General features: G+C 62.5%; 22 protein-coding genes and 1 pseudogene. 4 read left to right on the top strand and 19 right to left on the bottom strand.

Annotated elements, in window-relative coordinates; all coding sequences use genetic code 11:
• Positions 1-10 precede the first annotated feature (10 nt).
• The 12 genes from AACU78_RS20640 to AACU78_RS20695 all read right to left on the bottom strand — a co-directional run bounded on the left by AACU78_RS20640 (position 11) and on the right by AACU78_RS20695 (position 11,066).
• Positions 11-2,323, bottom strand: coding sequence for an MMPL family transporter (locus tag AACU78_RS20640; RefSeq protein ID WP_106577764.1), 2,313 nt, complete (start codon positions 2,321-2,323; stop codon positions 11-13).
• Positions 2,313-3,008 (bottom strand): outer membrane lipoprotein carrier protein LolA, encoded by a 696-nt coding sequence (locus AACU78_RS20645; protein ID WP_106577544.1) that lies wholly within the window; start codon positions 3,006-3,008, stop codon positions 2,313-2,315. Before AACU78_RS20645 ends, AACU78_RS20640 begins: the two co-directional genes overlap by 11 nt.
• Positions 3,005-3,430 (bottom strand): acyl-CoA thioesterase, encoded by a 426-nt coding sequence (locus tag AACU78_RS20650; protein ID WP_106577545.1) that lies wholly within the window; start codon positions 3,428-3,430, stop codon positions 3,005-3,007. Before AACU78_RS20650 ends, AACU78_RS20645 begins: the two co-directional genes overlap by 4 nt.
• Positions 3,423-4,964, bottom strand: coding sequence for an HAL/PAL/TAL family ammonia-lyase (locus AACU78_RS20655; protein ID WP_106577546.1), 1,542 nt, complete (start codon positions 4,962-4,964; stop codon positions 3,423-3,425). Before AACU78_RS20655 ends, AACU78_RS20650 begins: the two co-directional genes overlap by 8 nt.
• Positions 4,948-5,883 carry an LpxL/LpxP family acyltransferase gene (locus tag AACU78_RS20660; RefSeq protein WP_106577547.1) on the bottom strand — a complete coding sequence of 312 codons (936 nt, stop codon included), beginning with the start codon at positions 5,881-5,883 and terminating at the stop codon, positions 4,948-4,950. Before AACU78_RS20660 ends, AACU78_RS20655 begins: the two co-directional genes overlap by 17 nt.
• On the bottom strand, positions 5,880-6,614 hold the full coding sequence (locus tag AACU78_RS20665) for a glycosyltransferase family 2 protein (RefSeq protein ID WP_106577548.1): 735 nt from the start codon (positions 6,612-6,614) through the stop codon (positions 5,880-5,882). The genes AACU78_RS20660 and AACU78_RS20665 overlap by 4 nt, the downstream gene beginning before the upstream one ends.
• A 224-nt stretch (positions 6,615-6,838) precedes the next feature.
• Complete coding sequence (locus tag AACU78_RS20670) at positions 6,839-8,509, bottom strand: acyl-CoA synthetase family protein (RefSeq protein ID WP_106577549.1); 1,671 nt, start codon at positions 8,507-8,509, stop codon at positions 6,839-6,841.
• Entirely contained in the window at positions 8,506-9,051 is a 546-nt protein-coding gene (locus tag AACU78_RS20675; RefSeq protein ID WP_106577550.1) for a hypothetical protein, read from the bottom strand. Before AACU78_RS20675 ends, AACU78_RS20670 begins: the two co-directional genes overlap by 4 nt.
• Positions 9,048-9,302: an acyl carrier protein gene (locus AACU78_RS20680; protein WP_106577551.1), complete on the bottom strand. Its 255-nt coding sequence runs from the start codon at positions 9,300-9,302 to the stop codon at positions 9,048-9,050. The genes AACU78_RS20675 and AACU78_RS20680 overlap by 4 nt, the downstream gene beginning before the upstream one ends.
• Positions 9,303-9,311: 9 nt before the next feature.
• Positions 9,312-9,581 (bottom strand): phosphopantetheine-binding protein, encoded by a 270-nt coding sequence (locus AACU78_RS20685; protein WP_010213712.1) that lies wholly within the window; start codon positions 9,579-9,581, stop codon positions 9,312-9,314.
• Entirely contained in the window at positions 9,559-10,371 is an 813-nt protein-coding gene (locus AACU78_RS20690; RefSeq protein ID WP_106577552.1) for a lysophospholipid acyltransferase family protein, read from the bottom strand. Before AACU78_RS20690 ends, AACU78_RS20685 begins: the two co-directional genes overlap by 23 nt.
• Entirely contained in the window at positions 10,347-11,066 is a 720-nt protein-coding gene (locus AACU78_RS20695; protein ID WP_106577553.1) for a beta-ketoacyl synthase chain length factor, read from the bottom strand. The genes AACU78_RS20690 and AACU78_RS20695 overlap by 25 nt, the downstream gene beginning before the upstream one ends.
• A 349-nt stretch (positions 11,067-11,415) precedes the next feature.
• On the opposite strand from AACU78_RS20695, the gene AACU78_RS20700 reads away from it, so the two are divergent.
• Both AACU78_RS20700 and AACU78_RS20705 read left to right on the top strand, forming a co-directional pair.
• Positions 11,416-12,186, top strand: coding sequence for a ParA family protein (locus AACU78_RS20700; protein ID WP_106577554.1), 771 nt, complete (start codon positions 11,416-11,418; stop codon positions 12,184-12,186).
• Between the two features lie 471 nt (positions 12,187-12,657).
• A complete protein-coding gene (locus tag AACU78_RS20705; RefSeq protein ID WP_106577556.1) occupies positions 12,658-12,879 on the top strand; it encodes a DUF6124 family protein in 222 nt (73 codons plus the stop codon).
• 125 nt (positions 12,880-13,004) lie between these two features.
• Here AACU78_RS20705 and trxC read toward each other — a convergent pair whose 3' ends face one another.
• The 6 genes and pseudogenes from trxC to AACU78_RS30115 all read right to left on the bottom strand — a co-directional run.
• Entirely contained in the window at positions 13,005-13,439 is a 435-nt protein-coding gene (trxC, locus tag AACU78_RS20710; protein ID WP_017138537.1) for a thioredoxin TrxC, read from the bottom strand.
• 231 nt (positions 13,440-13,670) lie between these two features.
• A complete protein-coding gene (gene selO / locus AACU78_RS20715; RefSeq protein WP_106577557.1) occupies positions 13,671-15,134 on the bottom strand; it encodes a protein adenylyltransferase SelO in 1,464 nt (487 codons plus the stop codon).
• Positions 15,135-15,182: 48 nt separating this feature from the next.
• A complete protein-coding gene (gene mscK / locus AACU78_RS20720) occupies positions 15,183-18,521 on the bottom strand; it encodes a mechanosensitive channel MscK (protein WP_106577558.1) in 3,339 nt (1,112 codons plus the stop codon).
• Between the two features lie 56 nt (positions 18,522-18,577).
• Positions 18,578-20,320 carry a potassium/proton antiporter gene (locus AACU78_RS20725; protein ID WP_106577559.1) on the bottom strand — a complete coding sequence of 581 codons (1,743 nt, stop codon included), beginning with the start codon at positions 20,318-20,320 and terminating at the stop codon, positions 18,578-18,580.
• A 218-nt stretch (positions 20,321-20,538) separates the two neighbouring features.
• The gene (locus AACU78_RS30110) at positions 20,539-21,411 is read right to left on the bottom strand and encodes a methyl-accepting chemotaxis protein (protein WP_371924132.1); all 873 of its coding nucleotides are present in this window, start codon (positions 21,409-21,411) and stop codon (positions 20,539-20,541) included.
• A 30-nt stretch (positions 21,412-21,441) separates the two neighbouring features.
• Positions 21,442-22,218 (bottom strand): annotated as a pseudogene (locus AACU78_RS30115) (MCP four helix bundle domain-containing protein); the annotation flags it as partial.
• A 223-nt stretch (positions 22,219-22,441) separates the two neighbouring features.
• Between AACU78_RS30115 and AACU78_RS20735 the strand changes: the two are divergent.
• Positions 22,442-22,672, top strand: a complete 231-nt coding sequence (locus AACU78_RS20735; RefSeq protein ID WP_106577561.1) for a hypothetical protein — start codon at positions 22,442-22,444, stop codon at positions 22,670-22,672.
• A complete protein-coding gene (locus AACU78_RS20740) occupies positions 22,669-22,962 on the top strand; it encodes a cell division protein ZapA (RefSeq protein WP_106577562.1) in 294 nt (97 codons plus the stop codon). Before AACU78_RS20735 ends, AACU78_RS20740 begins: the two co-directional genes overlap by 4 nt.
• On the opposite strand, the gene AACU78_RS20745 is transcribed toward AACU78_RS20740, so the two are convergent.
• The gene (locus AACU78_RS20745; protein WP_106577563.1) at positions 22,959-24,761 is read right to left on the bottom strand and encodes an acyl-CoA dehydrogenase; all 1,803 of its coding nucleotides are present in this window, start codon (positions 24,759-24,761) and stop codon (positions 22,959-22,961) included. The genes AACU78_RS20740 and AACU78_RS20745 overlap by 4 nt on opposite strands.
• Between the last annotated feature and the right edge of the window lie 158 nt (positions 24,762-24,919).

Genomic DNA, 24,919 nt, shown 5'->3' on the forward strand with positions numbered 1-24,919 from the left:
ATAATCACATTCATAAGGCGTGCTTCTGATGGCCGGCCCAGGGCGCCAGCATAAAGCTGAAGGCCAGGCCCAGGCTGACCGACAGGCCGAAATTGCTCACGGCCGGTGTACTCGACACCGCCAGCAGGCCGAACGACAACCAGGTCGTCAGCGCCGCCAGCAGCGTACCTAAAAGACTCACGGCAGGGCCGCCGATCTGTTCGCGCATCAAGATCGCGTAGTCAACGCTGATCGCCGTGACCAGCAGCAGGCCGAACAGGCTGAACAAGGTCAGTGGCTGGCCCAGCCAACCCAGGCTGGCCAGGCTGCACAGCGCCGCGAGCAGCGGCAGGGCGACGATGCGCAAGGCGCCGCCGACACCGAACGGCAGGATCAGCAACAGCACGATCAGCACGCACGACATCAATTTCAATTCAGCGGCGCTGATCTGCGTGTCGGCGAACACCCGGTTCAAGTCGCCCAGGCGATCCACCAGCTGCACGCCAGGCAAGTCCAGCGCCTGCACCCGTAGCAGCGCCGGGTTGTTCAGGCCTTGCAGGCTGACCATCGCCGCGACGCCGCCGTCCACCGGCCCCAGCCACAGCGTGCGCCAAGGCTCGGCGAGCGGGCCGACCAGCGCCGCGTCGATGTCTTCGGTGCGCAAGCCTTGCAGTTGCGCGATTTCGGCGTGCAGGGCGCTGGCGGGCACGCCCAGGTCCAACAGCGGCTGCCAGTGTTGCGGCAATTGGTTCAGCGCGTCGCGCAGCCGTTGCTGCTCGGCGGGCAGGTTGACCAGTTGGTTGAGCGCCAGGTAGCCCTGCAGCTTGTCCATGTTCACCAGTTGATCCAGGCGCTGGCCCAGGGCTGCCTGACGTTCGAGCAACTGCTGCTGATTGTCGGCGCGTACCAGAAAGAACTGGCTGGTGGGCTGGAACCCGGTGATGCGCGCCACGGCCTGGGCTTCCTGCAGCAATTGCGGCGGGGCGCCGATCCATTGGCGCAGATCGTTCTTGCTGTTCAGGTGCCACAGGCCGCCGGCGCAAAACAGCAGCACCAGCGCCAGGAGCAGCGGGCTCGGTAAGTGTTTGATCAAGGTGGCCCGCAGCACCCACAGGCCTTCAGCGATGCGCAGCGGCCATTGCGCCGGGCGCAGGTCCACGCCTTGGAGCAGCGCGGGCAGCAGGCACACGGCTGACAGATAGGCGCCGACCAGACCGGCGGCAGAGAACACCGCGATCTGGGTGAGCGCCGGGAACGGCGTCCAGGCCAGCGCCAGGTAGCCGATGCAACTGGTCGCCAGGCTCAGGCTCAGCCCCGGCAGGGTCAGGCGCAACGCCGGCCAACTGCGCCACGGCTGCAGGCTCCAGCTTTTGGACAGGTAATGCAGCGGGTAATCCACCGCCACGCCGATCAGGCTGGAGCCGAGCACCAAGGTCATCACATGCATATGGCCGAACAGCGCCACACAGGCCACCGCGCCAAACAACATGCCCACCAGCACCGGCACAAAGGCCAGCAGCACACGCCAGCGGCGGAAGGCGAGCAACAGCAATAACAGGATGCCCAGCGTGGCGCCGCCGCCCACCCAGGTGATTTCCCGGGTCGCCTGCTGCTGCCCATTGGCCGCGTAGAGCAAGCCACTGGCGGCGAGCAGTTGCGCGCCTTGCTCGCCGGCCTGCGCGCGGCTGGCCTGGAGCAGATCCGCCACTTGCACCGGCAGTTTCATATCAAAGGCATTGCCGGTGGTGCGCGCACGCAGCAGCACCCAGCTTTTGCCGTCGGCATCGGCGATCAAGGCGCCGCTGCCGATATCCAATTGCACCGAGCCGTGTTGCGGCTGGCTGTTCTGGATACGCCCGGTCAGGCCCAGCCAGTCGTCCTGGCTCGGCACCAGGCTGAACCCGGTGAAGGGATCGAACAGGGCTTGCACGCGTTGTTGGATGAACGCGTCGGGGTGCTCGATCAGTTGTTCGCGGTCCCTGGCCGAGAGCATCGCCAGGCGCCCGCGCAGCAATTGCTCGCGCAGGGCCGGCAAGTCGGCCTGCAGGTTCCACTGCACTTTTTCGAACAGCCCGCTGGCTTGCCAGCGCTCGCCCAATTGCTGCGCCACCGCCACGGCTTTTTGCCGATCCGCATGCCCGACCAATACCAGCATTTCGCGGTTCAGCGGCTCCTGCATGCGTTGCTCGGCTTTTAGCTCAAGCGCATCCGGCGTGCTGCCCGGTACCAGCTCCATGAGGTTGGCCGACAGCGGCGCGCCATGGCGCCACTGCCAGCCGGCCAGCGCCAGCACGGCCACCAGCAGGATCAGGAACAGGCGCGGCAGCAGGCGCTCACTGGGCAAAGTCGTGTTGCTCCGCATCGCTTAACGGTTGGGTGGCCGTGCTGTCCTGCATGCGCAGCACGGTGCTGTCGCCTTGGGTTTCGAGCAGTTGGATGGTCTGCACCAATTCGCCGCCGTCGATATTGATCTGGGTGAAAACCTGCTTGAGCAGCAATGAGCGCGGGATCAGCGTCAGCTTCCACTGCTTGGCTTCGCCTTGCAGCTGCAATTCGAAATCGCGTTGCAGGCCGCTGCTGTCGCCTTGGAGTACGGCGAGGAACAGGCGGTTCTGCTCGGCCCCGGCGCTCTTGTTCGGCAGCAGTTGCCAGCCATTGGCGTCACGGCGCGCAATGCCTTGGGCGCTGATGCGGTAGTCCTGCTGCAGCGGGGTTTTCAACAGCCACAACAGGCCGTGGTCCTTGGCGAGCACGAAGGTGCCTTTGCTGACCAAGGGTTGGGGAAGGGCGCGCAGGTGTTTTTCCTGGATGAAGTTGCCGTGGATCACCGAGGGCTTGGCCAACTGATCGCTCAGCTGTTGCAGATCAAAAGCATGGGCGAAACCTGGAATGCTCAATAACAGAATCAACGCGATCCCTGTGGGAGCGGGCTTGCTCGCGAAGGACGTTAACGATGACGCGGACCGTCTGATACTGCACAGGGCCCTCAAGACCTTCGCGGGCAAGCCCGCTCCCACAGGGAATCTCATTTCAGGGCCCTTTCGACGGCGTCGGTGAAGATGTTGGGGGAGGCCAGCTGCATCTCGCGGCTGGCGATTTCTACCGCCACTTGCACGGTGCTGGCGCGGGTCAGGCGTTCGCCGCTGGCCAGGTCTGTGATCAGGTAATTGACCTTCAAACGGTTCTCCCACTCCACCAAGCTGGCGCGCACATTGATCCTCTGGCCGAACACCGCGCCGCGCACGTAGCGCAGCTGCATGTCGATCACTGGCCACGCGTAGCCGGACTCCAGCATCGCCGTGTAGTTATGGCCGATCTTGTCCAGCAGCGCGCAGCGCGCCACTTCAAGGTACTTCACGTAATGCCCGTGCCACACCACGTGCATGGTGTCGATGTCGAAAAACGGCACGAGGATTTCAGTGTCGCAATGCAACAAGCCCTGGCTACGCATGCAGCCTCCAGTGTTGCTCGGCAATACGTTTCAGGCACAGGCGCAGCTCGCCCTCCAGCGCACGGTCTTCGATGACCGGCGGGAAGTCTTTACCCAGCGCTTCATGCATGGCTGCCAGCGCCGGTGGCAGGGGGCGCGCATCGTCCGCCTGGGCGCGCAGCCACACACCCTGGTTGGCCGCGAGCAACGTGGCGGCCGCCACTTGTTCGGTCAGTTCCAGCACGCGGATAGCATCACGTGCGGCAATGGTGCCCATGCTGACTTTGTCCTGGTTATGGCACTCGGTGGAGCGCGAGAACACGCTGGCCGGCATGGTGTTTTTCAACGCTTCGGCGGTCCACGCGCTGGTGCCGATCTGCACGGCCTTGAAACCGTGGTTGATCATCGCGCGGTCGGCCGGCGCGCCGGACAGGTTGCTCGGCAGGCCGTGGTTGTAACGCACGTCCACCAGCAGCGCGAGCTGGCGGTCGAGCAGGTCGGCGACATTGGCCACCAGGGTCTTGAGGCTGTCCATGGCAAAAGCGATGTGCCCGCCGTAGAAGTGCCCGCCGTGCAGCACGCGCTCTTCTTCGGCGTCGATGATCGGGTTGTCGTTGGCGCTGTTCAGTTCGATTTCGATAAAGGAGCGCAGCCAGTTCAGGCTGTCGGCCAGCACGCCAAGTACGTGCGGTGCGCAGCGCAGTGAGTAGCGGTCCTGCAGGCGGTGCAGCGGCGCGGTCGGCGCATCAATCGCCAGGTCTTTGCGCAGCCACGCAGCGACTTGCATCTGCCCCGGGTGCGGCTTGGCGGCGAACAGGCGCTCGTCGAAGTGTTCCGGGTTGCCTTGCAGCGCCACGACGTTCATTGCAGTAATGCGCGTGGCCAGTTGCAGCAGGTAGTCGGCGCGGGCGAAGGCCAGGCAGGCCAGGCCGGTCATTACGGCAGTGCCGTTCATCAAAGCCAGGGCTTCTTTGGGGCGCAGTACCAGCGGTTCCCACCCGAGTTCGCGGTGCACGTCAGCCGCCTGGCGACGCTCGCCACGGAACATCACTTCACGCTCGCCGGACAAGGTTGCGGCCACGTAGGACAGCGGCGTCAAATCACCGCTGGCGCCTACCGAGCCTTCTTCCGGAATCAGCGGCAGCACATCGTGTTGCAGAAACGCATGCAGGCGCTCGAGCAATTCCACACGCACCCCGGACACGCCGTGGCACAGCGACTGCAAACGCGCCGCCAGCACCGCGCGGGTGGCTTGGGCGTCGAGCAACTTGCCCAGCCCGCAACCGTGAAAGGTATACAGGTGACGCGGCAGCGCCTCGACGTGCTGCAACGGCACCGCCACCACGCACGAGTCGCCGTAGCCGGTGGTCACGCCGTAGATCACGCCTTCCTTGTCCAGCAGCGAGTCGAGGAACTGCGCGCCTTTGGCTATGCGCTGGCGATACGCTGCGTCGCCCTGCAACTGCGTGGGCGCCTGACGGTTGGCCAAGGCCAGCACGTCTTCAATGCGCAAAGCGCGTTCGCCAAAGGTTACTGGCTCAAGATGCGTCGTCATCGGTTTTCCAGAAAGGGTAAAAGTTGAACCATTGTTGGGGCGCTTCCAGGCAGAACTGGCCCAGGCGTGCGGCGTAGCGCGCGGTCCACAGGGCGATGACCTGCTCGCGGGTGCTGCGCTTCCATTCGATCAATTGCGCGAACGGCTCGATGGTCAGGCGATAGCGACCGTTGTGTTTCAGGCACATCAGCAGGTTGACCGGGCATTTGAGCAGCCCGGCCAGCAGCCACGGGCCCTGCGGGAACGCCGCGTCAAAGCCGAGGAAATCCACGCGCACCTTGCGCCCGCCGTGCAGCGGCACGCGGTCGCCGGCAATCGCCAGCCACTCGCCGTCGTCCAGGCGCTGGCTGAGCAGCAGCATGGTCGCCGGGTCCAGTTCGCTGACCTGGATCAGGCGCAGATGCGTGGCCCCGGCTTCGCCCAGCAGGCGGTTGAAACGCTCGGCGTGCTTGGTGTGCACCAGCACGTTCATGGTGACTTGTTCACCGATCTCGGCCAGCGCGCGGCACACTTCGAGGTTGCCCAAGTGCGCGCCGACCAGCATCTGCCCGCGCTCGCCGCGCAGTTGCCCGCGCAATTGCGCCGGGTCGTTGATTTCGATCTGCTCCAGGCGCAGCTTGCCGTTCCACACGTCGAGTTTGTCGAGCAGTGAGTCGGCAAACGCCATGAACTGACCGAAGACTTTTTTATGTGTGGGCCGCAGTTCATCGCGCCCGCTCCAGTCGGCCAGGCGCTGTTGGTATTCCCATGCGCTGTGGCGGGCGGTGCGGCCGAACAGGAAGAAGTACAGCACGATGCTGTACAGCAACGGGCTCAGCAGGCGGCGGCCGAGGACCCTGGCGGCGACGGCAGTGAGCTTCATCAGCCAGAAACTGCCGCGCTCCTCGCGGTCGGCCCAGTGTTTGGTGCGCTCGCTCATGCCTGCCACCGTCGCCACAGAATCATCGGCGCGCGCACCAACATGCCGAAAAACAGCCGCGTGTGCATGGCCGAGATGCGCACGTTGTCGCGAAACAGGCGAAAGTGCGACAAGCCGTCGGCGGGGTAATGCACCTGGGTCGGCAGCCAGCGCATCGGCTGGTTACGCCAGGCCAGGCGCACCAGGATGTCGGAATCGAAATCCATGCGCGTGCCGATGTAGGCCGAGTTCATCAGCGCTAGCGTAGGCGCCAGCGGGTACACGCGAAAGCCGCACATCGAGTCGCGTATCTGCAGCGACAGGGTGTTGATCCACACCCACACGTGGGTCAGGTAGCGCGCGTACAAGCGGCCCTTGGGCACGCTGTCGTCGTATTCGGGATAGCCGCAGATCACCGCGTCGGGGTGCCTGCGTGAGGTATCGAGAAAGCCCTCGACTTCGCGCAGGTCGTGCTGGCCGTCGGCGTCCACTTGCAGGGCATGCGTGAAGCCCTGGCGCGCGGCTTCGCGGAAACCGGCCATGACCGCGCCGCCTTTGCCTTGGTTGTTGGGCAAGGTCAGCAGCGTGACGTTGTCGAGTGTCGCCAGTTGCGCCAGCACCGCCGCGCAAGCCGGGCTGCTGCCGTCGTCGACCAGCAGGCACGGCAAGCCGCTGTTCAACAGGCTGTGAACCACGGCCGGTACGGCGGCTTCATGGTTGTAGACCGGGATCAGGGCGCAGGGGTTATGCATGACTGACCCAACCGACTGGTAGCGGGCTTACGGTGGTAAGCGCGCTTGTTGTGGCGAGCGGGCTTGCCCCGCGTTGGGCTGCGAAGCGGCTCCCGTAAGGTAACCGGGGTGTCTCAGGCATACCGAGTTGGCAGGTTTTGGGGCTGCTGCGCAGCCCAACGCGGGGCAAGCCCGCTCTCCACAGGAAGCCCGCTCGACACACCAGGCCCGCTGGCCATCGACGGTTATGCACTTGGCGCCTCCAGCACTATGCGGCCACTGGAGCAGGCGGCGACGCCATTGCGGTAGGCAAAATACAGCTTGCCGCGTTCCTGGTCGAAGCGCAGGTGCAGTTCAACCTGATCGCCGGGGCGCACCAGTTGCTGGAACTTGAGCACTTCCATGCCGGCAAAGGTCGCGGGCAGGTCGAGCAACTGCTGGCCGAGGTTAAAGGCCCATTCCACCTGCACCACGCCCGGCAACACGGGCGTGACAGGGAAGTGGCCGCTGAAATAGGCCAGGTCTGGCGGGATGCTCAGTTGCACGGTCCATTCGCCGTTGGCTTGCACTTGCGCCAGCACGTCCGGCGCTTTGGGCCGTGGGGCGAGTAACAGCGCTGTGACGTCGGCTTGAGGCAGTTTGCCCTGGGCGTTCAGCGGCAACTGGCGCAGCAACCGCCAGCGCCGCGGCAGCGCCAGGGCTTCGCAATGCTGGCTCAGATGCTGGCGCAGGGTTTGGGTGACGGCGCGGCGGCCTTGATTGCGCAGGGCATGCAGGCCATCGGCGCTCAACACCACCAGCGCGCCGAGCGAGGCGCGGTTTTCCTGCACCACGCCCAGGCGGGTTTCGGCGACCCAGGCGTGGGCCATCAGCGCCTGTTCGAGCATCGGCAGGGAGATGCGTTTCTCTTCCAGCTTGACGATGCGGTCCAGGCGGCCGAGCAGCTCGAAGCGCCCGTCGGAGTGGATGCGGGCAGCGTCGGCGGTCTGTTCAATGTGCCCGGCCGGTAGATAAGGTGAGGCAATGCGCAGCGCGCCGTCGGCATCCTGGCTCAGTTCTACCTCGGCAAACGGCTGCCACGGCTGCGCGCCCTGGCGCCAGGCAATGCCGCCGGTTTCCGAGCTGCCAAGGATTTCGGTCGGCCATTGCTGCAGGCGGTCGTACAGGCTGCCGGCAGCCTCGATGGGCAGCGCGCCACCGGACGAAAACACCCGCGACACGTGGCTCAGGGCGGGCCAGTCGAGGTTGTCGCCCATGCGTTTGAGCAGCGCGGGGCTGGCGACCCAGGCAAATGTTGAGTGTTCGCGGCTGGCGCGCTGCAGGTCTTCGGGGAAGGCCAGTTGTTTGCGTACAAACGTGCGCCCGGCGCACAGCGGCCACAACACCCGAAACAGCAACCCGTAGATGTGCTGGGTGGCGACGCTGCCGATGATGCAGGCGTCGTTAAGGTCCGCGCCCCACAAGGCTTCCAGCGCTTCCACTTCGTTGGCAAGTTGGCGCAGGGTCTTGTCGATGCGCTTGGGCTCGCCGCTGGAGCCGGAGGTGCACAGGCTCAAGTGGCAGGCGTCCAGGTCGAGTGCGGCAGCGCTCAACGGCGCCTGGTACAGCGCGTCGAGGTCAGCGGCTTCCACCAGCCAGGCATCTACAGCGTCGTCCCAGCGCTGGCGGGTCTGGGGTTGCAGGTCGGCCGGCAGCAGCACGCTGACCCCGGCCCGCCAGGCGCCCAGCAGGGCAATGGCCAACAGGCCGGCGTCTTCCAGGTGCACGGCCAAACGCCGGATGCCGCGCGCTTGCAGGCCCGCCGCCAAGCTCAGTGAGTGTGCCCACAGTTGGGCATGGTTCATTTCAGGCTCGGTGGTGACCAAGCGCTGTTGCAGCGGCTCAAGCAGCAGGTGCTCAAGTTTCAACCCATTCATACGCGGCCTCGAACCCTTTGTCGTACCAGCCATTCCACGGCAAACAACAACCCCATCAGCCCATAGGCGATCAGGCCGTTGTACAACGTCCACCAGCTCAGCGGCGCCCACAGGGTGAGGGCGGCGGCCAGCAGGCCATTACACAGAAAAAACACACTCCACACCACAGTGACCTGGCGCGTATAGCGGATGGCCTCGGGCGGCAGTTGCGGTTCAGTGATGCGTGCCAGGCGCTCGACCATCGGCGGGCCGTATTTCAGGCTCAAGCCGAACAGCGCCAGCATGAATGCGCTGACCAGGCTGGGGTACCAGCGCAGCAGCTGCGGGTTGTCGAACCAGGCCAGCAGCAGGCAAAACACGATCACCGCCATCGCCATCCAGCGGCTGCCAGGGCGGCGTGCGCCGGTCAGCGCGCGCAGCAACCACAGGCTGCCCAGCAGCAGGCCGAATTGCCACGGCGCAAAGTGCTCGGTGCCGTAATACACCGCAAAAGGGTACAACAGCCCCGCCAGCAACAGGCCAAGGCCGATCAGCCGGCTCATGCGGCAGGTGCGACCAGACGGTACACCGCCTCAACCACGTCGTTTACGGTGCGCACTGCCTTGAATTCTTCGGCGGCGATCTTCTTGCCAGTCTGGCGCTTGATGTGATCGATCAAGTCTACGGCGTCGATGCTGTCGATTTCCAGGTCCTGGTACAGGTTGGCGTCGAGGGTGACGCGCGAAGGCTCCAGTTCAAACAGTTCCACCAAGGCGTCGCGCAGGGTGTTGAAAATATCGTCACGAGTTTGCATGGTCCGGTCTCAAGCTGCCTGTCTGGCCGTGACGAACGCCGCAAGGCTGGCCACGTTGGTGAAGTGATTGCGCGTGTCTTTGGCGTCGGCATCGATCTTGATGCCGTACTTTTTCTGGATCGCCAGGCCCAATTCCAGGGCGTCTACCGAATCCAGGCCCAGGCCTTCGCCGAACAGGGTCTGCTCGCTGCCGATGTCGTCGACGCTGATGTCTTCCAGGCCCAGGGCCTCGATGATCAGCATCTTTATGTCGTGCTCAAGGCGGTGTTGGTCGCTCATCTTCGGCGAGCTCCTTAATGAAATAGTGGTGCAGGTAATCGTTGAGCTTGCGTGAAGCCTGGGGCGCGGGCCCGAGTGCGGCAAAGGTGTGTGGTTCTATATCGGCACCCACGCGCAAACTGAAATGAAATCGACGTTTGGGAATGCGGTACCAGGGTTCTGCCTTGGTCAACGTCGTAGGGCTGACCTTGATCACCACGGGGGTGATGATTGTCGCACCGCGCAGCGCGATGGCGGCGCCACCGCGATGAAAGGCGGGTGCCGCGCCGGGTGTGGTGCGGGTGCCCTCGGGGAAAATGATCAGGGTCTGGCCCTGGCGCAACGCCTCGGCGGCGGCGTCGAGCATGTCGGCGCTGCCGTCATTGCTGATATAGCCTGCATCGCGCACCGGCCCACGGGTGAACGGGTTTTGAAACAGGCTCTGCTTGACCACGCAGTTGGTCTGGCGCATCAAGCCGATCAGGAACACTACGTCGATCAGCGACGGGTGGTTGGCAATGATCATCTGGCCTGGGCGACCGAGTTTTTCTGCGCCTTCGACGCTGTAGGTCAGCACGCCGGCGCGCTGCATCAGGCGGATAAAGAACCAGAACAGTTTGCTGATGGTGTGGCGGGCGCGGCGCTGGTGTTTTTCAGCGCTGCCTGGCAGGCAACTGAGCAGCGGAAACACCAGCAATCGCAGGCACAACCCGCCGACGCCGAAGAAGAAAAAGCTCGCGGCGGTGGCGAACAGGCGCCAGTAATAGGCGTCCCGGGGTTTTTCGGTCAGGGCTTGCGTTGCCAGTTCCATACACGGTTCTTCCAGGCATGTTGGCAGGCAACCTGTTCGGTGAGCAGGGTGCGTAGCAGGTTCAGGGCGTGGGGCCACTGGGTTTGAGTGAGTTGGACAGCGCCGCTGTTTAGTTCCAATCGCCACTCGTCGCCCGGTGTCAGCAGCAGGCCGAGGGCGTAAGGGAAGGGCACGTCATGAATCCAGCGAGCATAGGCTTCGGGGGGCTGCTCCTCGGTGATCACCAGCAACACCGCCGGGGCACCCTCGTTGAGCAGCGCAGCGGCTTCGAGCATGCCGTGCTCAAGGCCGTCGCCTGCGGCGGCGAGTGCGGTCATTTCGCTGGTTTCATTGCGCAGGATCGACCACAGGCCGATCACCGCGTTATGCACCGATAGGCTGAACTGGGTCGGCGACAGGGGTTGGCCATCGGCCAGATCACTGAGGATGTCGAGGGTGCGTGGGGTTTCGCCGTGCCGGGAAATAAACACCAGCGGCAGGTCTTGCAGGCCTTCGGCCAGGGGCCAACCGACACTGAACGCCATGCGTGCCAGGCGACTCAGGCGTCGGCGCTGCATGGCAGGCAAAAAGGACACGTCAGGCGAAGCATCGCTGCCAGGCAGCGCCACTGGGGCCTGGCACCAGGCGTGCCAGTCGTGCGCACTCTCCAGGCCGGGAGCCCAGGCGCGCCATTGGGCGATGTTGAAAGTGATCACTGAGAAGTTATCCCGCCCCTGCGGGCTTCCATGTGCGGCCGTTGGCCCCGAATACCGGGACAGGGAACACAGGCCGAATGGCGCGCATTATCCCGGTGCTGTGGGCTTCTAGCAAACTTTGGTAAAGAATTGTTCACGGCTGATTACAATTTACTGGGAAAGATTTACAGATTGTCCTTTACCCGAGGACTGGCGGGGTTGTCGGAGTATTCCTTTTAGTTTGTGAGCGCTGGATTACGGGTATCGCGCATCCGGCCGCGCAATGCGCCAGTGCATGGATGAACGAGGTAGCTAACAGGCGCTTTTGCCCTCTACACTCGGACATTCATTGATACACGGAGGTTTTTCCATGCGGCGTGTGGTGTTCAATCAGAAAGGCGGCGTTGGCAAGTCCAGCATTGCCTGCAACCTGGCGGCGGTCAGCGCCAGTGAAGGCTATCGAACCCTGTTGGTGGACCTCGATGCGCAAGCCAACTCGACTCAGTACCTCACCGGGCTGACCGGCGACGATATCCCGATGGGCATCGCCGAGTTCTTCAAGCAAACCCTGTCATCCGGGCCGTTTTCCAAGAAAAACCGCGTGGACATTTACGAAACGCCGTTCGACAACCTGCACGTCATTACCGCGACGGCCGAGCTTGCCGACCTGCAGCCCAAGCTTGAGGCCAAGCACAAGATCAACAAGCTGCGAAAGCTGCTCGATGAACTGAGCGAGGACTACGACCGGATCTACCTGGACACGCCGCCGGCACTGAATTTTTATGCGGTTTCGGCGCTGATTGCCGCTGATCGTGTATTGATTCCGTTCGATTGCGACAGTTTTTCACGCCAGGCGCTGTATGGCCTGCTGGCGGAAATCGAAGAATTGAAGGAAGACCACAACGAAGGCCTGGAAGTGGAAGGCATCGTGGTCAACCAATTCCAGGCGCGCGCAAGCCTGCCGCAGCAGATGCTCGATGAGCTGATTGCCGAAGGCCTGCCGGTGCTGCCGGTGTACCTGGCCAGCTCCGTGCGCATGCGCGAGTCGCACCAGGAGAGCAAGCCGCTGATCCACCTGGACCCACGGCACAAGCTGACGCAGCAGTTTGTGGAGTTGCATAACTTGCTGGAAAGCGCGTGACCTAACAGCAACACAAATCCCCATGTGGGAGCGGGCTTGCTCGCGAAGGCGGTGGTTCAGTTTGCTGATAAGGCGACTGACACACCGCCTTCGCGAGCAAGCCCGCTCCCACATTTGTTTTGCATTCCTGCAGGGGGATTTGGATTTGTCCCACAGAGGCTGTAGGACACGTCTGGCAAGCGGGGTTGCGCCTTGTCTCGCTGCCTACAGATAAGCCAGAATCCGCCGGCTTGTGCGTCTGGATGGGCGTCTCTAAGGTTCTCGGGCCGCTGAATGTTCAGCGGTCGGGTTTAGTAGCCCGTGGTGAGACGTACAGCAACGCTTCGGTCAGGGTCTTCCTGAGCGTGATGGTGGCTGTACGGAGGGCGCTTTCGAGCGCGCCGGTTGCGTCTCCCCGGTCTACTAACCTGCGTACAGCTGCCACCCTCCGTTTAGTAGCGGCTGGTTGCGGCTCCTGCTCGGAGACGTTCCATGGTTAACCTTTATACCGTTGCACCCAACCTCCCCACCGAAACCCTCGTGCTCAACAGCTACGAAACCTTCTCTTCCGTGCGCACGCTATTACTCAAGCTGTCCAACGACCTCACCGGCGAACACCGCGACGTGGCCCTGGCTATCCATCAATTAAGCGAACTCGGCGTACAGCTCGTAGGCCAGATGATGGACCGCGAAACCCCCGTAGCCCAAGCCTAAAACACGGTCAGTGTGGGAGCTGGCTTGCCTGCGATGCAGACAACTCGGTCTGTCAGGCAAGCCGTGGTGATGCCATCGCAGGCAAGCCAGCTCCCACATTTGACCGAGTTGATATTGGGTTTGGATTACACCCCTTGGCTGCGCAACCAACTCATCAACTGCGGCAACGGGAATGCCCCACTCTGGCGCGCTACTTCGCGGCCGTTCTTGAACAGAATCAGGCTGGGAATCGAGCGAATCCCCAATTGCGCCGACAGCTGCTGATTGGCCTCGCTGTCGAGCTTGGCCAACCGGCACTTGCCTTCCAACTGCCCGGCCGCCTGCTCAAACACTGGTGCAAACGACTTGCACGGCCCGCACCACTCAGCCCACACATCCACCAGCAGCGGCAGGTCGCCCTTGATCTGGCTGGCGTAATCGCCCTGTTTCAATTCAAAAGGTTTGTTCAACAACACCGGCTGTTTACAGCGCCCGCACTTTGGCGCATCACCCAGGCGTTCGCCGGGGATGCGGTTGAGGCCGTTGCAATGGGGGCAGGGAATGACGAGAGGTTCGGACATGGAGGGCTCCTGGAGATGGCCAATAGATTCTATTTGGAGCCAGCGCCGCTATTTATCAAGGCAAATACATAACTGTGGCGAGCGGGCATGCCCCGCGTTGGGCTGCGGAGCAGCCCCCAGTAAAGTAACCGAGTTGTATGAGGCGGATCTTCATTGCAGATTTTGCAGCTGCTGCGCAGCCCAGTGCGGGGCAAGCCCGCTCGCCACCGTGAACGTATCGCTTTTGCGAACTTACGACGAACAACTGATCTCCAAATGCTTGCCCCAATCCGGCGGCCGCTGGGCGTATTGCTCCATCCCCGCCTGCTCTTCAAACGGATTGCTCAGCACTTCATGCAATCGACGTACTTCGCTGTAGTCGCCTGACTCGGCGGCGGCGATGGCGTTTTGTGCCAGATAGTTGCGCAGGATGTACAGCGGGTTTACCGCGTGCATGCGCTCACGGCGCTGCGCTTCGCTGTAGTCCCCGTCGCGCGCAACTCGGGCTGTGTACAGTTCGGCCCAGGCATCAAACCCTGCAAGGTCGACGAAGTCATCGCGCAGTCGCGCCACAGCTTGCGCTGCGGGCTCATCACCCAGGCGGCGGAAGAACAGCGTGTAGTCCACGCCGCTGTTTTGCATCAGCTTGAGCAACTGCTCCACCAGCTTTTGGTCATCGTCTTCAGCCGTGGTCAACCCAAGCCGACGGCGCATCAGGTCCAGGTAATGGGCCTGGTACAGCGGTAGGTAAAGGCCAAGCGCCTCTTTCAAGGCGTCAACGCTGATAAACGGCGTGAGCGCCTGGGCCAGCGCGCTGAGGTTCCACTGCCCAATGGGCACTTGATTGCTGAAGGAGTAGCGCCCTTCGTGATCGGAGTGGTTGCAGATGAAGTGCGCGTCAAAGTCATCGAGGAACGCAAACGGCCCGAAGTCGAAGGTGATGCCCAGGATCGACATGTTGTCGGTGTTCATCACGCCGTGACAGAAACCGTAGGCCTGCCATTTGGCGATCATCTCGGCATTGCGCTCGACGATTTCGCGGAACATCGCCAGGTACGGCTCGGGCTGCTCCCGGCACTCGGGGTAGTGCAGGTTCAACACGTGTTCGGCCAGTTCAGCCTGCTGCTCGGGCTTTTTGGTGTAGTAAAAATATTCGAAATGCCCGAAGCGGATATGGCTGTGCGCAAGGCGCAGCACCATGGCGCCGCGTTCCTGTTTCTCGCGCCAGACGGGTGTGCTGGAGCCAATCACGCACAAGGCGCGGCTGCTGGGGATGCCCAGCGCATGCAACGCTTCGGAGGCGAGAAACTCACGGATCGAAGAGCGCAGCACCGCGCGGCCGTCGCCCATGCGCGAATAAGGCGTCATCCCGGCGCCTTTGAGGTGCAGGTCCCAGTGTTCGCCGGCCTCGTTGTACACCTCGCCCAGCAACAGCCCGCGGCCGTCGCCCAGTTGCGGGGTGTAGCCGCCAAACTGGTGGCCGGAATAGACCATCGCCCGCGGCTCCGCTTCGGCCCACAGCTTGTGCCCGCTGAACAGCTCGGCGAACACCGGTGTGTCGGCCACTGCCGGGTCGAGGTCGAGCAGGGCCATGGCGGCATTGCTTGCGACCACAAGGCGCGGCTCGTCGAGCGGCTCAGGCAATACGTGGGTTGAGAACGCGTCGCCCAGGCGTGCGAAGCGGTTGTCGAAGGTCAGTTCGTCGAGGGCTTTCACCGGCCATCTCCAGCAGAATGTCCGAGCATTCTGCTGGGGATAGGCGCGTTAGTCGAGTTTGCTCGGCGGTGGTTCTTGCACGCCGCCGTCGTTGGCGGGTTTGGCCGGGGTGTCGACTTCCACCAGTTTGTATTCCTGGCCGTGAAGGTTCTTGAGGTAAACCTCCATCTGGCGGAACGAGATGTTGATGTGGTGGTTCTTGAACTCGCGGTTGATAAAGCGGTTCACCTCGTCGATCACCGGGTTGCGGTCACCGAGGTCGCGCACGTGCATGCGCAATTCGTGGTCGAGGGTGCTTTCGCCGAAGTTGAGGAAGTACACGTGGGGTTCCGGCTCTTTCAGCACGCGTGGGTTTTCTCGCGCGGCCTTGAGCAGCAGTTCCTTCACCAGGTCCAGGTCGGAGCCGTAGTCCACACCCAGTTTCAGCGTGACGCGGGTGATGGTGTCGGTCAGCGACCAGTTGATCAGTTGCCCGGTAATAAACGTCTTGTTCGGGACAATGATGTCTTTGCGGTCAAAGTCGGTAATGGTCGTCGCACGGATGCGGATTTTGCTGACGGTGCCCGACAGGTTGCCGATGGTGATGGTGTCGCCGATACGCACCGGGCGTTCGAACAGGATCATGATGCCGGAGATAAAGTTGGCGAAGATCTCCTGCATCCCGAAGCCCAACCCCACCGACAACGCTGCCACCAGCCATTGCAGCTTGTCCCAGCTCACGCCGAGCGTGGACAGGGTGGAGACGAAGCCGACCCCGGCAATCACATACGACAGCAAGGTGGTTGTGGCGTAGGCGCTGCCTTGAGCCAGGTCCAGCTTGGACAGCACCAGCACTTCCAGCAAACCCGGCAAGTTGCGCGCCAGGGCGAAGGTGATGCCGACGATGATCGACGCACCCAGCAAGTCGCCGAAGCTGATCGGCACCATGCTGATGTTGGCGCCGGTGCCGCTGGTGTACTCGTACAGGGTGATGTTGTCGAGGTAGGAGAATACGGTGATCAGGTCTTTCCACACCCAGTACAGCGCCGCGATAAAGCCGCCGAGCAAGGCCAGGCGAATCAGGCGCATGGACTGTTCGTTGACCTGTTCGATGTCCAGGGTCGGTTCTTCGATCACCGCTTCGCCATCACCGGCTTCCTTGGCGGCCTGGCGTTTGGCCAGTGCACGCGCGTAGGCCAGGCGCCGTGCGGCGACGCCGAGGCCGCGCACGAAGGTGGCTTCGATCACCAGCCAGAACATCAGCAGGTACAGGGTATTGATCAAGCGGTCGCTGAGTTTGAGCGCGGTGTAGTAATAGCCAAAGCACACCGCCAGAAACAGGGCGACGGGCAGGGCGGTGAACACCAGGCCCACGGCTTTACGAAACAGTGAAGCTTTCTCGTGGGTCGGGCTGTTCAGCAGCAGGCGGCCCAGCAGCCAGGCCATCAGCGCGTAGCACGTCAGTACCACACCGATGCCCAGCACGTCGTCGGCCAGCGCCTCGGGTTGGTGCTCGGCGATGGCCACTACGGCCACCAATGCCAGCACTACCAGGCCAAGTTTGCGCACCCAGCCTTGCAGGAATTCAACCTGGGGTTTCTCCCAGCGAAAGTGCAGTTCCGCCACGCCGCCCGGCGCCAGGATGCGGTAGGCGGTGTAGAACACCAGCCACGCTTGGGCGATCTGCAGCAGTGCATCGCCAAGGTTGGCGTTTTGCCCGCGGGCGTCGATCTGCAGCGCGTAGCCGCACAGCGCCAGGCCCAGGGACACCGGCATCGCCAACAGGATGTTGATCAGGATGGCCTGCGGTGTGTGCCACTGGCTGTCGCGCTTGAAGTGGCCGATGTCCAGGTGAACCTTGTTCAGGCGCTGGTACAGCGCTTTACGGCGCCACAACAATGCACCGATCAACAGCAGCAGTGGCAGGAACAACAGCGGGCGCTGGGTCAGGCCGTCGTAGAGTTCGCTGACGCTGGAGGCCCACGGCAGGGTGGTGATCTGTTTGTTCAGGTGCGCCGGTACGGTTTCCAGCCACTCGGTGTCCAGCGGCTTGTTGCTGGGGATCCAGAACATTTGCTCGTCCAGCGTCGCGCGCAGGGTGGTGGCGGTGCTGAGCAGTTGTTTCTGGTTCAGTTGCAGGGTGATCGATTCGTTCAGCAGTGCGCTCAGCTCACGGCTCAGGCGCTCGAGCAAGTCGCTGCGGGTGATCGCCAACTCCAGCAAGGTGCGGCGCAGTTGCGGCGTCACGTCTTCCGGCGGCTGGTTGGCCAGCAAGTTATCCACATACGCACTGGGCGAGTTGATCAGCTCACGCTGCTGGTTGATCTCGAACTGGTACAGGCGGATGTTGGCGATATCGTCTGCCAGGTCGCGGTCGACCGTGAGACGGGGCAGCGCCTGTTTCTGCTTGTAGAGGATCTTGGAGAGCAGCAGGCTGCCCTTGAGCACGTTGATTTGCTCGTCCAGGGCCGAGTCGCTTTGCGTCACTGCGTCCAGTTGCTGCTTGGTCTTGAGGTTGGTCTGGGTCAACTCGTTGAGGCGGTCGGTACTCTTGAGCAGGTAGTCGGACAGTTTAAGGTTGGCCGCGCTTTCCGAGGCCAGCAGGCTGCTGCCCCCGGCTTTCTGCGCTTCGATGGACTGTTGGGTCACGGTCTGCTGGGACTGGGCCAGGCGTTTCTGGTTGATCAGCGTTTGCAGGTCCTGGATTTCCTGCTCCAGGCGGCTGGTTTTCTCGGTTGCCAGGTCGCGCTGGCTATTGCCCAGGTCTTGCAGTTGGCTGTTGCCGGCCAGTTCCTGGCGGCGCAGTGGAATCAGGGCATTGAGGGCGGCCAGCTCGGCATTCAGTTGGTTGCGCTGGTCGCCGGTGAGGGTCTTGCCGTTGTCTTTGCCCGCCTTGAGGATCGAGTTGATCTGCTGGATGCGGGTCTGGCTGTTGCTGATTTCGGTCTGGGCGCGTTCGGGACGGGTCTGGGCGGCAACGGACATGCTGTTGGCGTCGGCCACGGTTTTTTGCAGATCGCCTTGCTGGGTGGTGCGTTGCACCAGCAATTGCTCAAGCTGCGGCACCGGCAGGGTGGCGTAGCGCTGCGCCACCGGGATGATTTTGGTGGCCTTGAGCCGTACCAGTTCGCGCTGGTTTTCAGTGGTCTGGCGCGGGGCGTCTTCGAGCTGGCGCTTGAGGTCGACAAGGCGCTGCTCGTAATCCTGCTTGTTGCCCAGGTAGGTCAGGGTCTGTTGCAGGATGGTTTGCAGCGCCTTCATGTCGGCGTCAGGCAGCTTGCGGTCGGGCAGTTTGTCCAGGGTTTGCTGGATGGACTCGGCGCTGGGCGGGTCGGCGGCGTAAACGCTGCCGACACAGAGGGTCAGGCCCAGCAGGGCAGTGGCTAAAAAGGTGCGCAGAGTTGTCATGGATACCGGTCGAGCAAGGTAAAAAAGGTGGGGGCGTGGCGCCGTAGCCCCGCAGTTTAGAGGAAGAGTCCAGGGCCTGGACGACTTCCTTCGGGGAATTTGACGCCGACTTTTCCGATTCTGTTCCCGTCCATGACCGCGACGGTCCACAACGTGTTGTTCCATTCCACCTGGTCGCCTACCACGGGTGCGCCGCCGACCTTCTGGGTAATGAAGCGACTCAGTGGCATATCCGGGTCGATACCCTCGAGCTTGAGGCCGTAGAGCGCCGACACCGCGCCCAGCTGGGCGTCGCCTTCGAGCACAAAGTCGCCGAAGAAGCGCAGGTCGAGACCGCGTTGCGGCGCCTGGCTGAACAGTTTGCCCAGGGCCGGCAGGTTGTGTTCGTGGCCGATCACACAGAGCAAATCGTCGACTTCAAGCACCGTACTGCCCGACGGATGGAGCAGTTGCTGGCCACGGAACAGCGCGGCGATCCGCGTGCCTTCGGGCATTTTTAGTTCGCGCAGGGCCGCGCCGATGCACCATTTTTCCGCGCCCAGGCGGTAGACGAACAGCTCCCACTCGCTGGTAACGTGCACTTCCAGGGCGGCGCGGGAGATCGGCGCGGGGTCCGGCGGTACGGTCACTTTCAGCAGCTTGGCCACCCACGGCAGGCTTGTGCCCTGCACCAGCAGCGAGACCAGCACGATAAAGAACGCCAAGTTGAAGTACAGCTGCGCGTGCGGCAGGCCGGCCATCAGCGGGAACACCGCCAGAATGATCGGTACCGCGCCGCGCAGGCCGACCCAGGCGATAAAGGCTTTTTCGCGCCCGTGGAACGCTTTAAATGGCAGCAGGCCGACCATCACCGACAGCGGCCGCGCAAACAGGATCATCCACAGCGCCAGGCCCAGGGCGGGCAGGGCGATGGGCAGCAAGTCATGCGGCGTGACCAGCAGGCCCAGCACCAGGAACATGCCGATCTGTGCCAGCCAGGCCATGCCGTCGAGCATATGCAAAATGCCATGACGGCTGCGCACAGGGCGGTTGCCGATTACCAGGCCGCACAGGTACACGGCGAGGAAGCCGCTGCCGTGCAGGGCGTTGGTCAGGGCGAACACCACCAGGCCACCGGCGATCACCAGGATCGGGTACAGGCCGGTGGCCAGGTTGATGCGGTTGACCATCTGCAGCATCAGCCAGCCGCCGCCCAAACCGACGATGCCGCCGATGCCGAACTCGCGGATCAGGTGGGTCAGCAGGCTCCAGTGCAGGCCGGTCTGGCCGGTGGCGAGCATGTCGATCAGGGTCACGGTGAGAAACACCGCCATCGGGTCGTTGCTGCCGGATTCGATTTCCAGGCTGGCGGTGACCCGCTCGTTCAAGCCTTTGCCGCCCAGCAGCGAGAACACCGCAGCGGCATCGGTTGAGCCGACGATGGCGCCGATCAGCAAGCCTTGAATGATATTAAGGTTGAACAGCCACGCCGCGGCCATGCCGGTGAGGCCGGTGGTGATCAACACCCCGACCGTGGCCAGCGACAACGCCGGCCAGAGTGCCACGCGAAAACTCGCCACCCGTGTGCGCAAGCCGCCGTCGAGCAGGATCACTGCCAAGGCAAGGTTGCCCACCAGGTAGGCGGTCGGGTAATTGTCGAAGATGATGCCGCCGCCATCGACGCCGGCGATCATGCCCACGGCCAGGATGATCACCAGAATCGGGATACCCAGGCGGGACGAAAGAGAACTCACCAGAATGCTCGCACCCACCAGCAACGCGCCGATCAAGAACAGGCTGTTGATGGTCGTCGCATTCAAAGGCAGTACTCCAGAACGGGGAAGACAGGGCGCAAACTGACCATGCAGTCTGCGTGCCAGCGATTCTAACCTGTTGAATTGCTGTGCTGTCAAAAAGCTTTTGCCGGCCTACATCAATCCAATGTGGGAGCTGGCTTGCCTGCGATGCAGGCAACTCGGTGGGTCAGGTTCACCGAGGAGATGCTATCGCAGGCAAGCCAGCTCCCACAGGAATCGACTTACAGCCTGAAGCGCCCCACCATCCCATTCAAATCCACGGCCAGGCGCGACAACTCACTGCTCGCCGCACTGGTCTGGCTGGCACCGGTGGCTGACTGCACCGACAGATCACGAATGTTCACCAGGTTGCGGTCCACTTCCCGCGCCACCTGCGCCTGCTCTTCTGCCGCGCTGGCGATCACCAGGTTGCGCTCGTTGATCTCGACAATCGCGGTGTTGATGGTATCCAGCGACAGGCCCGCGCCTTTGGCGATGTTGAGCGTCGACTCCGCGCGTTCGGTGCTGTTACGCATCGAATCCACCGCGTGCTCGGTGCCGGCCTGAATGCTGCCAATCATCCGCTCGATCTCGCTGGTCGACTGCTGGGTGCGATGGGCCAGGGCGCGCACTTCATCAGCCACTACGGCAAACCCGCGACCGGCTTCACCGGCGCGTGCGGCTTCAATTGCGGCGTTCAGCGCCAGCAGGTTGGTCTGGTCGGCCAGGCCGCGAATCACGTCCAGCACCTTGCCGATGTCACGCGATTCATTGGCCAGGTCGCCAATCAGTGTGGCGGTGGCCTGTACGTCACCGCTCATGCGCTCAATGGCGCTGACGGTTTCCTGCACCAGGTCACGGCCGTCACCCGCTGACGTGGTGGCATTGCGCGAGGCCTCGGAGGTGCTGACCGCATTGCGCGCCACCTCTTCGACGGCGCTGGTCATCTCGTTGACGGCGGTGGCGGCTTGTTCGATTTCGTTGTTTTGCTGGGTCAGACCACGGGCGCTTTCGTCGGTGACGGCATTCAGCTCCTCGGCGGCGGAGGCCAGCTGCGTGGCGGAACCGGCGATGCGTTGCAGCGTGTCGCGCAATTTTTCCTGCATCTTGGCCATGGCGGCCAGCAGGCGGCCGGCTTCGTCGTTGCCGTCGACCTTGATCGGGCGCGTGAGGTTGCCTTCGGCGACTTCTTCGGCCGCTTCCAGTGCCTGGGCGATTGGCAGGGTGATGCTGCGGGTCAGCAGCCACGCAAACAGCAGGGTCAGCGCCGTCGCAATGGTCAGCAGGCCCACCACCAGGTCAAAGGCCATGTCGTATTGGTCTTTGGCTTGCTGGTTGGTGGCGTTGGCCATCTTGTTGTTGATGTCCAGCAGGCGCGTCAGCACCGCGTTGACTTGCTCGGAGTTGCTCAGCAATTCGGTGTTGAGCAAGTTGCGCAGGTCGTCGATCTGGTTGGCGCGAGACAAACTCTTCATGCGCTCTTCGATCTGGTGGTACTGACCGAGCAAGCGCACGTATTCGTCGTAGGTCGAGCGTTCTTCGCCACTCTCGATGAGTTTTTCGTAGACGCCCTGGGCGGTGCGGATCTGCTGGTTGCGCAGTTCAAAGGCTTCCAGGGTCTTTTGCTGCACGTCTGGCTCACGGTTGGTCAGCAAGCGATACGACAACACCCGCAGGCGCAGGGTCAGTTGGGTGAACTCGTCGAGGGCGCGAATGCTCGGTACGCTGGACAGTGTGATGTCTTCGGTGGCAGCACGGATCTTGCTCATTTGGTTCAAGGCGAACACACCGAGAAACAACATGAGCGCACCAATAAACGCGAAGCCAAGAAAGGCGCGCGGCGCGATATTCATATTACGAAGAGACATGCTGAAGTCCTGGGGAGAAGCGCGATCCGTGCGGCCATGAGACGGGGTGTGCATCAGCTATCGGCCATGCGACTAAAGTCTTAAGGGGGCGCGCGCTTTTGTCGCATCAGACGAGGGGTTGGGCGGATTCAGGAACCAGATGGGGTAAATGCAGTCACTAAGGCTCGAAAGTGCGGCCCGGCCCTTAAATATCGGGCTGCGCGCCTGGGATAACCCTGGCATCCGAGGTGAATTTTCTTTATCGTCACCGCCCTTTGAAAAAGCCCGAGAAATCAAAATGTTAGAAGCATCCCTCAGCCAACTCGAACAACTGGTCAGCGACCTGGTACAGCAAAATCAGGACCTACTGGGCAACAACGAATCCCTCAAGGCCGAACTGGCCCGCGCCAAGGATGAAAACGACAGCCTGCAACTGAACCTGATGGAACAGGAAGAAAAGCACGGCGCAACCGCCGCGCGCATCCAGGCCCTGGTTGAGCGTGTGAGCGCAGGTCCTGTCGGCGCATGAATGAAGGCATAAAGGTCGTTTCGATTCTCGGAGAGGATTACTCGATCAAGGCGCCGGACGGGGAAGATCAAACCCTGATGCACGCCGTGACCATGCTCAAGGCCTCCCTGGCCACCACCAAGAAAAAGTACCCGACCCTGATCGGTGACAAATTATTGGTACTGGCTGCGCTGAACCTGTGCGCCGAGCAGATCGAAATGCAAAAGCACCACCAGCTGGAACTCGACCGTTACCAAGAGCAAGTCAGCGCCACGGTCGAAGTGATTTCCAAGGCGATCGGAACGCCTTAGAACCACGCATCCTGCATCCCCAGGCACGTGTCATCGCGTGCCTCCAGAATCGCCAGTTCATGATGGCAGCTCGGCACTTCCCAGGTCAGGAAGTACCGAGCGGCCTGGAGCTTGCCTTTATAGAAGGCAGCATCCGCCGCATTGCCCTTGGCCAGGCCTTCCTCGGCGCGAATTGCCTGTTCCAGCCAGCGCCAGCCAATCACCGTGTGCCCGAACACCTTCAAATACAGTGCCGAATTCGCCAGGCTGCTGTTGACCTTGCCTTGGGCGAGATCGGTGAGCAGGCCGAGTGTGACGCGCTGCAGGTTGGTCACTAATTCTTCCAGTGGTTCTCGCAGTGCGGTCAGTGATGGGTATTGCTGTGCTCGTGCGCCTGTCTCGGCGATCAGGCGGATCAGTTGCTTGAGGCCCGCGCCGCCATTCTGCGCCAGCTTGCGCCCGAGCAGGTCCAGGGACTGGATGCCGTGTGTGCCTTCGTGGATAGGGTTCAGGCGGTTGTCGCGGTAGTACTGCTCCACCGGGTATTCGCGGGTGTAGCCGTGGCCGCCGAGAATCTGGATCGCCAGCTCGTTGGCCTTGAGGCAGAACTCCGACGGCCAGGATTTGACGATGGGCGTGAGCAGGTCGAGCAGTTCGTGGGCTTGCTTGCGCTCGGTGTCGGTTTCCAACGTGGTGGTGTCATCGAACAACCGCGCGGCATACAGGCCGAGGTCGAAAGCGCCTTCGACATAGGCTTTTTGTGTCAGCAGCATGCGCTTGATATCGGCGTGCTGGATGATCGAAACCGGCGCGGTGCCTGGGTCTTTGCTGTCGGGCAAGCGACCTTGCGGGCGTTCGCGGGCGTATTCCAGCGAGTAGAGGTAGCCGGCGTAACCGAGCATGACTGCGCCCATGCCCACGCCGATGCGCGCCTCGTTCATCATCTGGAACATGCAGCTCAGACCCTGATGCGGCTTGCCTACCAGATAGCCGACGCAATTGCCGTTATCGCCGAAGTTAAGCGCCGTGGACGTGGTGCCGCGCCAGCCCATCTTGTGAAACAACCCGGCCAGCAGCACATCGTTGCGCGCGCCCAGGTTGCCATCCTCATTGACCAGGAACTTGGGCACGATAAACAGCGAAATGCCCTTCACCCCGGCCGGCGCGTCCGGCAGCTTGGCCAGCACCATGTGCACGATGTTTTCCGACAGCGGGTGGTCGCCGCCGGAGATAAAGATCTTGTTGCCCTTGAGGCGATAACTGCCGTCAGCCGCTGGCTCTGCCCGCGTACGAATATCCGACAGGGATGACCCGGCATGCGGCTCGGTCAGTGCCATGGTGCCGAAAAAGCGGCCCTCGATCATTGGCTGCAGGAAGCGCTGCTTCTGCGCCTCGGTGCCGAAGCTTTCGATCAGGTTGGCGGCGCCCATGGTCAGGAACGGGTAGGAGGTCGAGGCCGCGTTGGCCGACTGGAAGTGCGCAAAGCAGGCTTGCGACAGCAGGGTCGGCAACTGCATGCCGCCGGCGTCGAAACTGCGCGCGGCGTTCAGAAAGCCGGCTTCGAGGAAGGCGTCCACGGCAGGTTTGACGTCCGGGATCAGGATCGCTTTGCCGTCTTCATAGCGCGGTTCGTTTTCGTCGTTTTTGCGGTTGTGCGGCGCGAAGTACTTTTCGGCAATGCTGCGCGCGGTGCTGATGGCGGCATCGAACGTTTCGCGGTTGTGCTCGGCAAACCGCTCGCGCTGGGTCAGGCGCTCGGCATCGAGGACTTCGTACAGCTCGAAAGCCAGATTGCGGGAACTGAGCAGCGTCTCGGACATGGCGGCTTACCTGTTAAGGGAATGGCCGGAGTCTAAGTGCGCCAATAGAGGCTGGATAGCAAGATTGATCTAAGTGATGGAAGGGCAGAACAAGGGCCGAAGGTGGGGTGCGGTCAGTGTGGGAGCTGGCTTGCCTGCGATGAGGCCGTGCCAGCCGA

Origin of the sequence: Pseudomonas sp. R9.37, from assembly GCF_963878885.1 — a bacterium.
In the GTDB taxonomy this organism is placed as follows: domain Bacteria; phylum Pseudomonadota; class Gammaproteobacteria; order Pseudomonadales; family Pseudomonadaceae; genus Aquipseudomonas.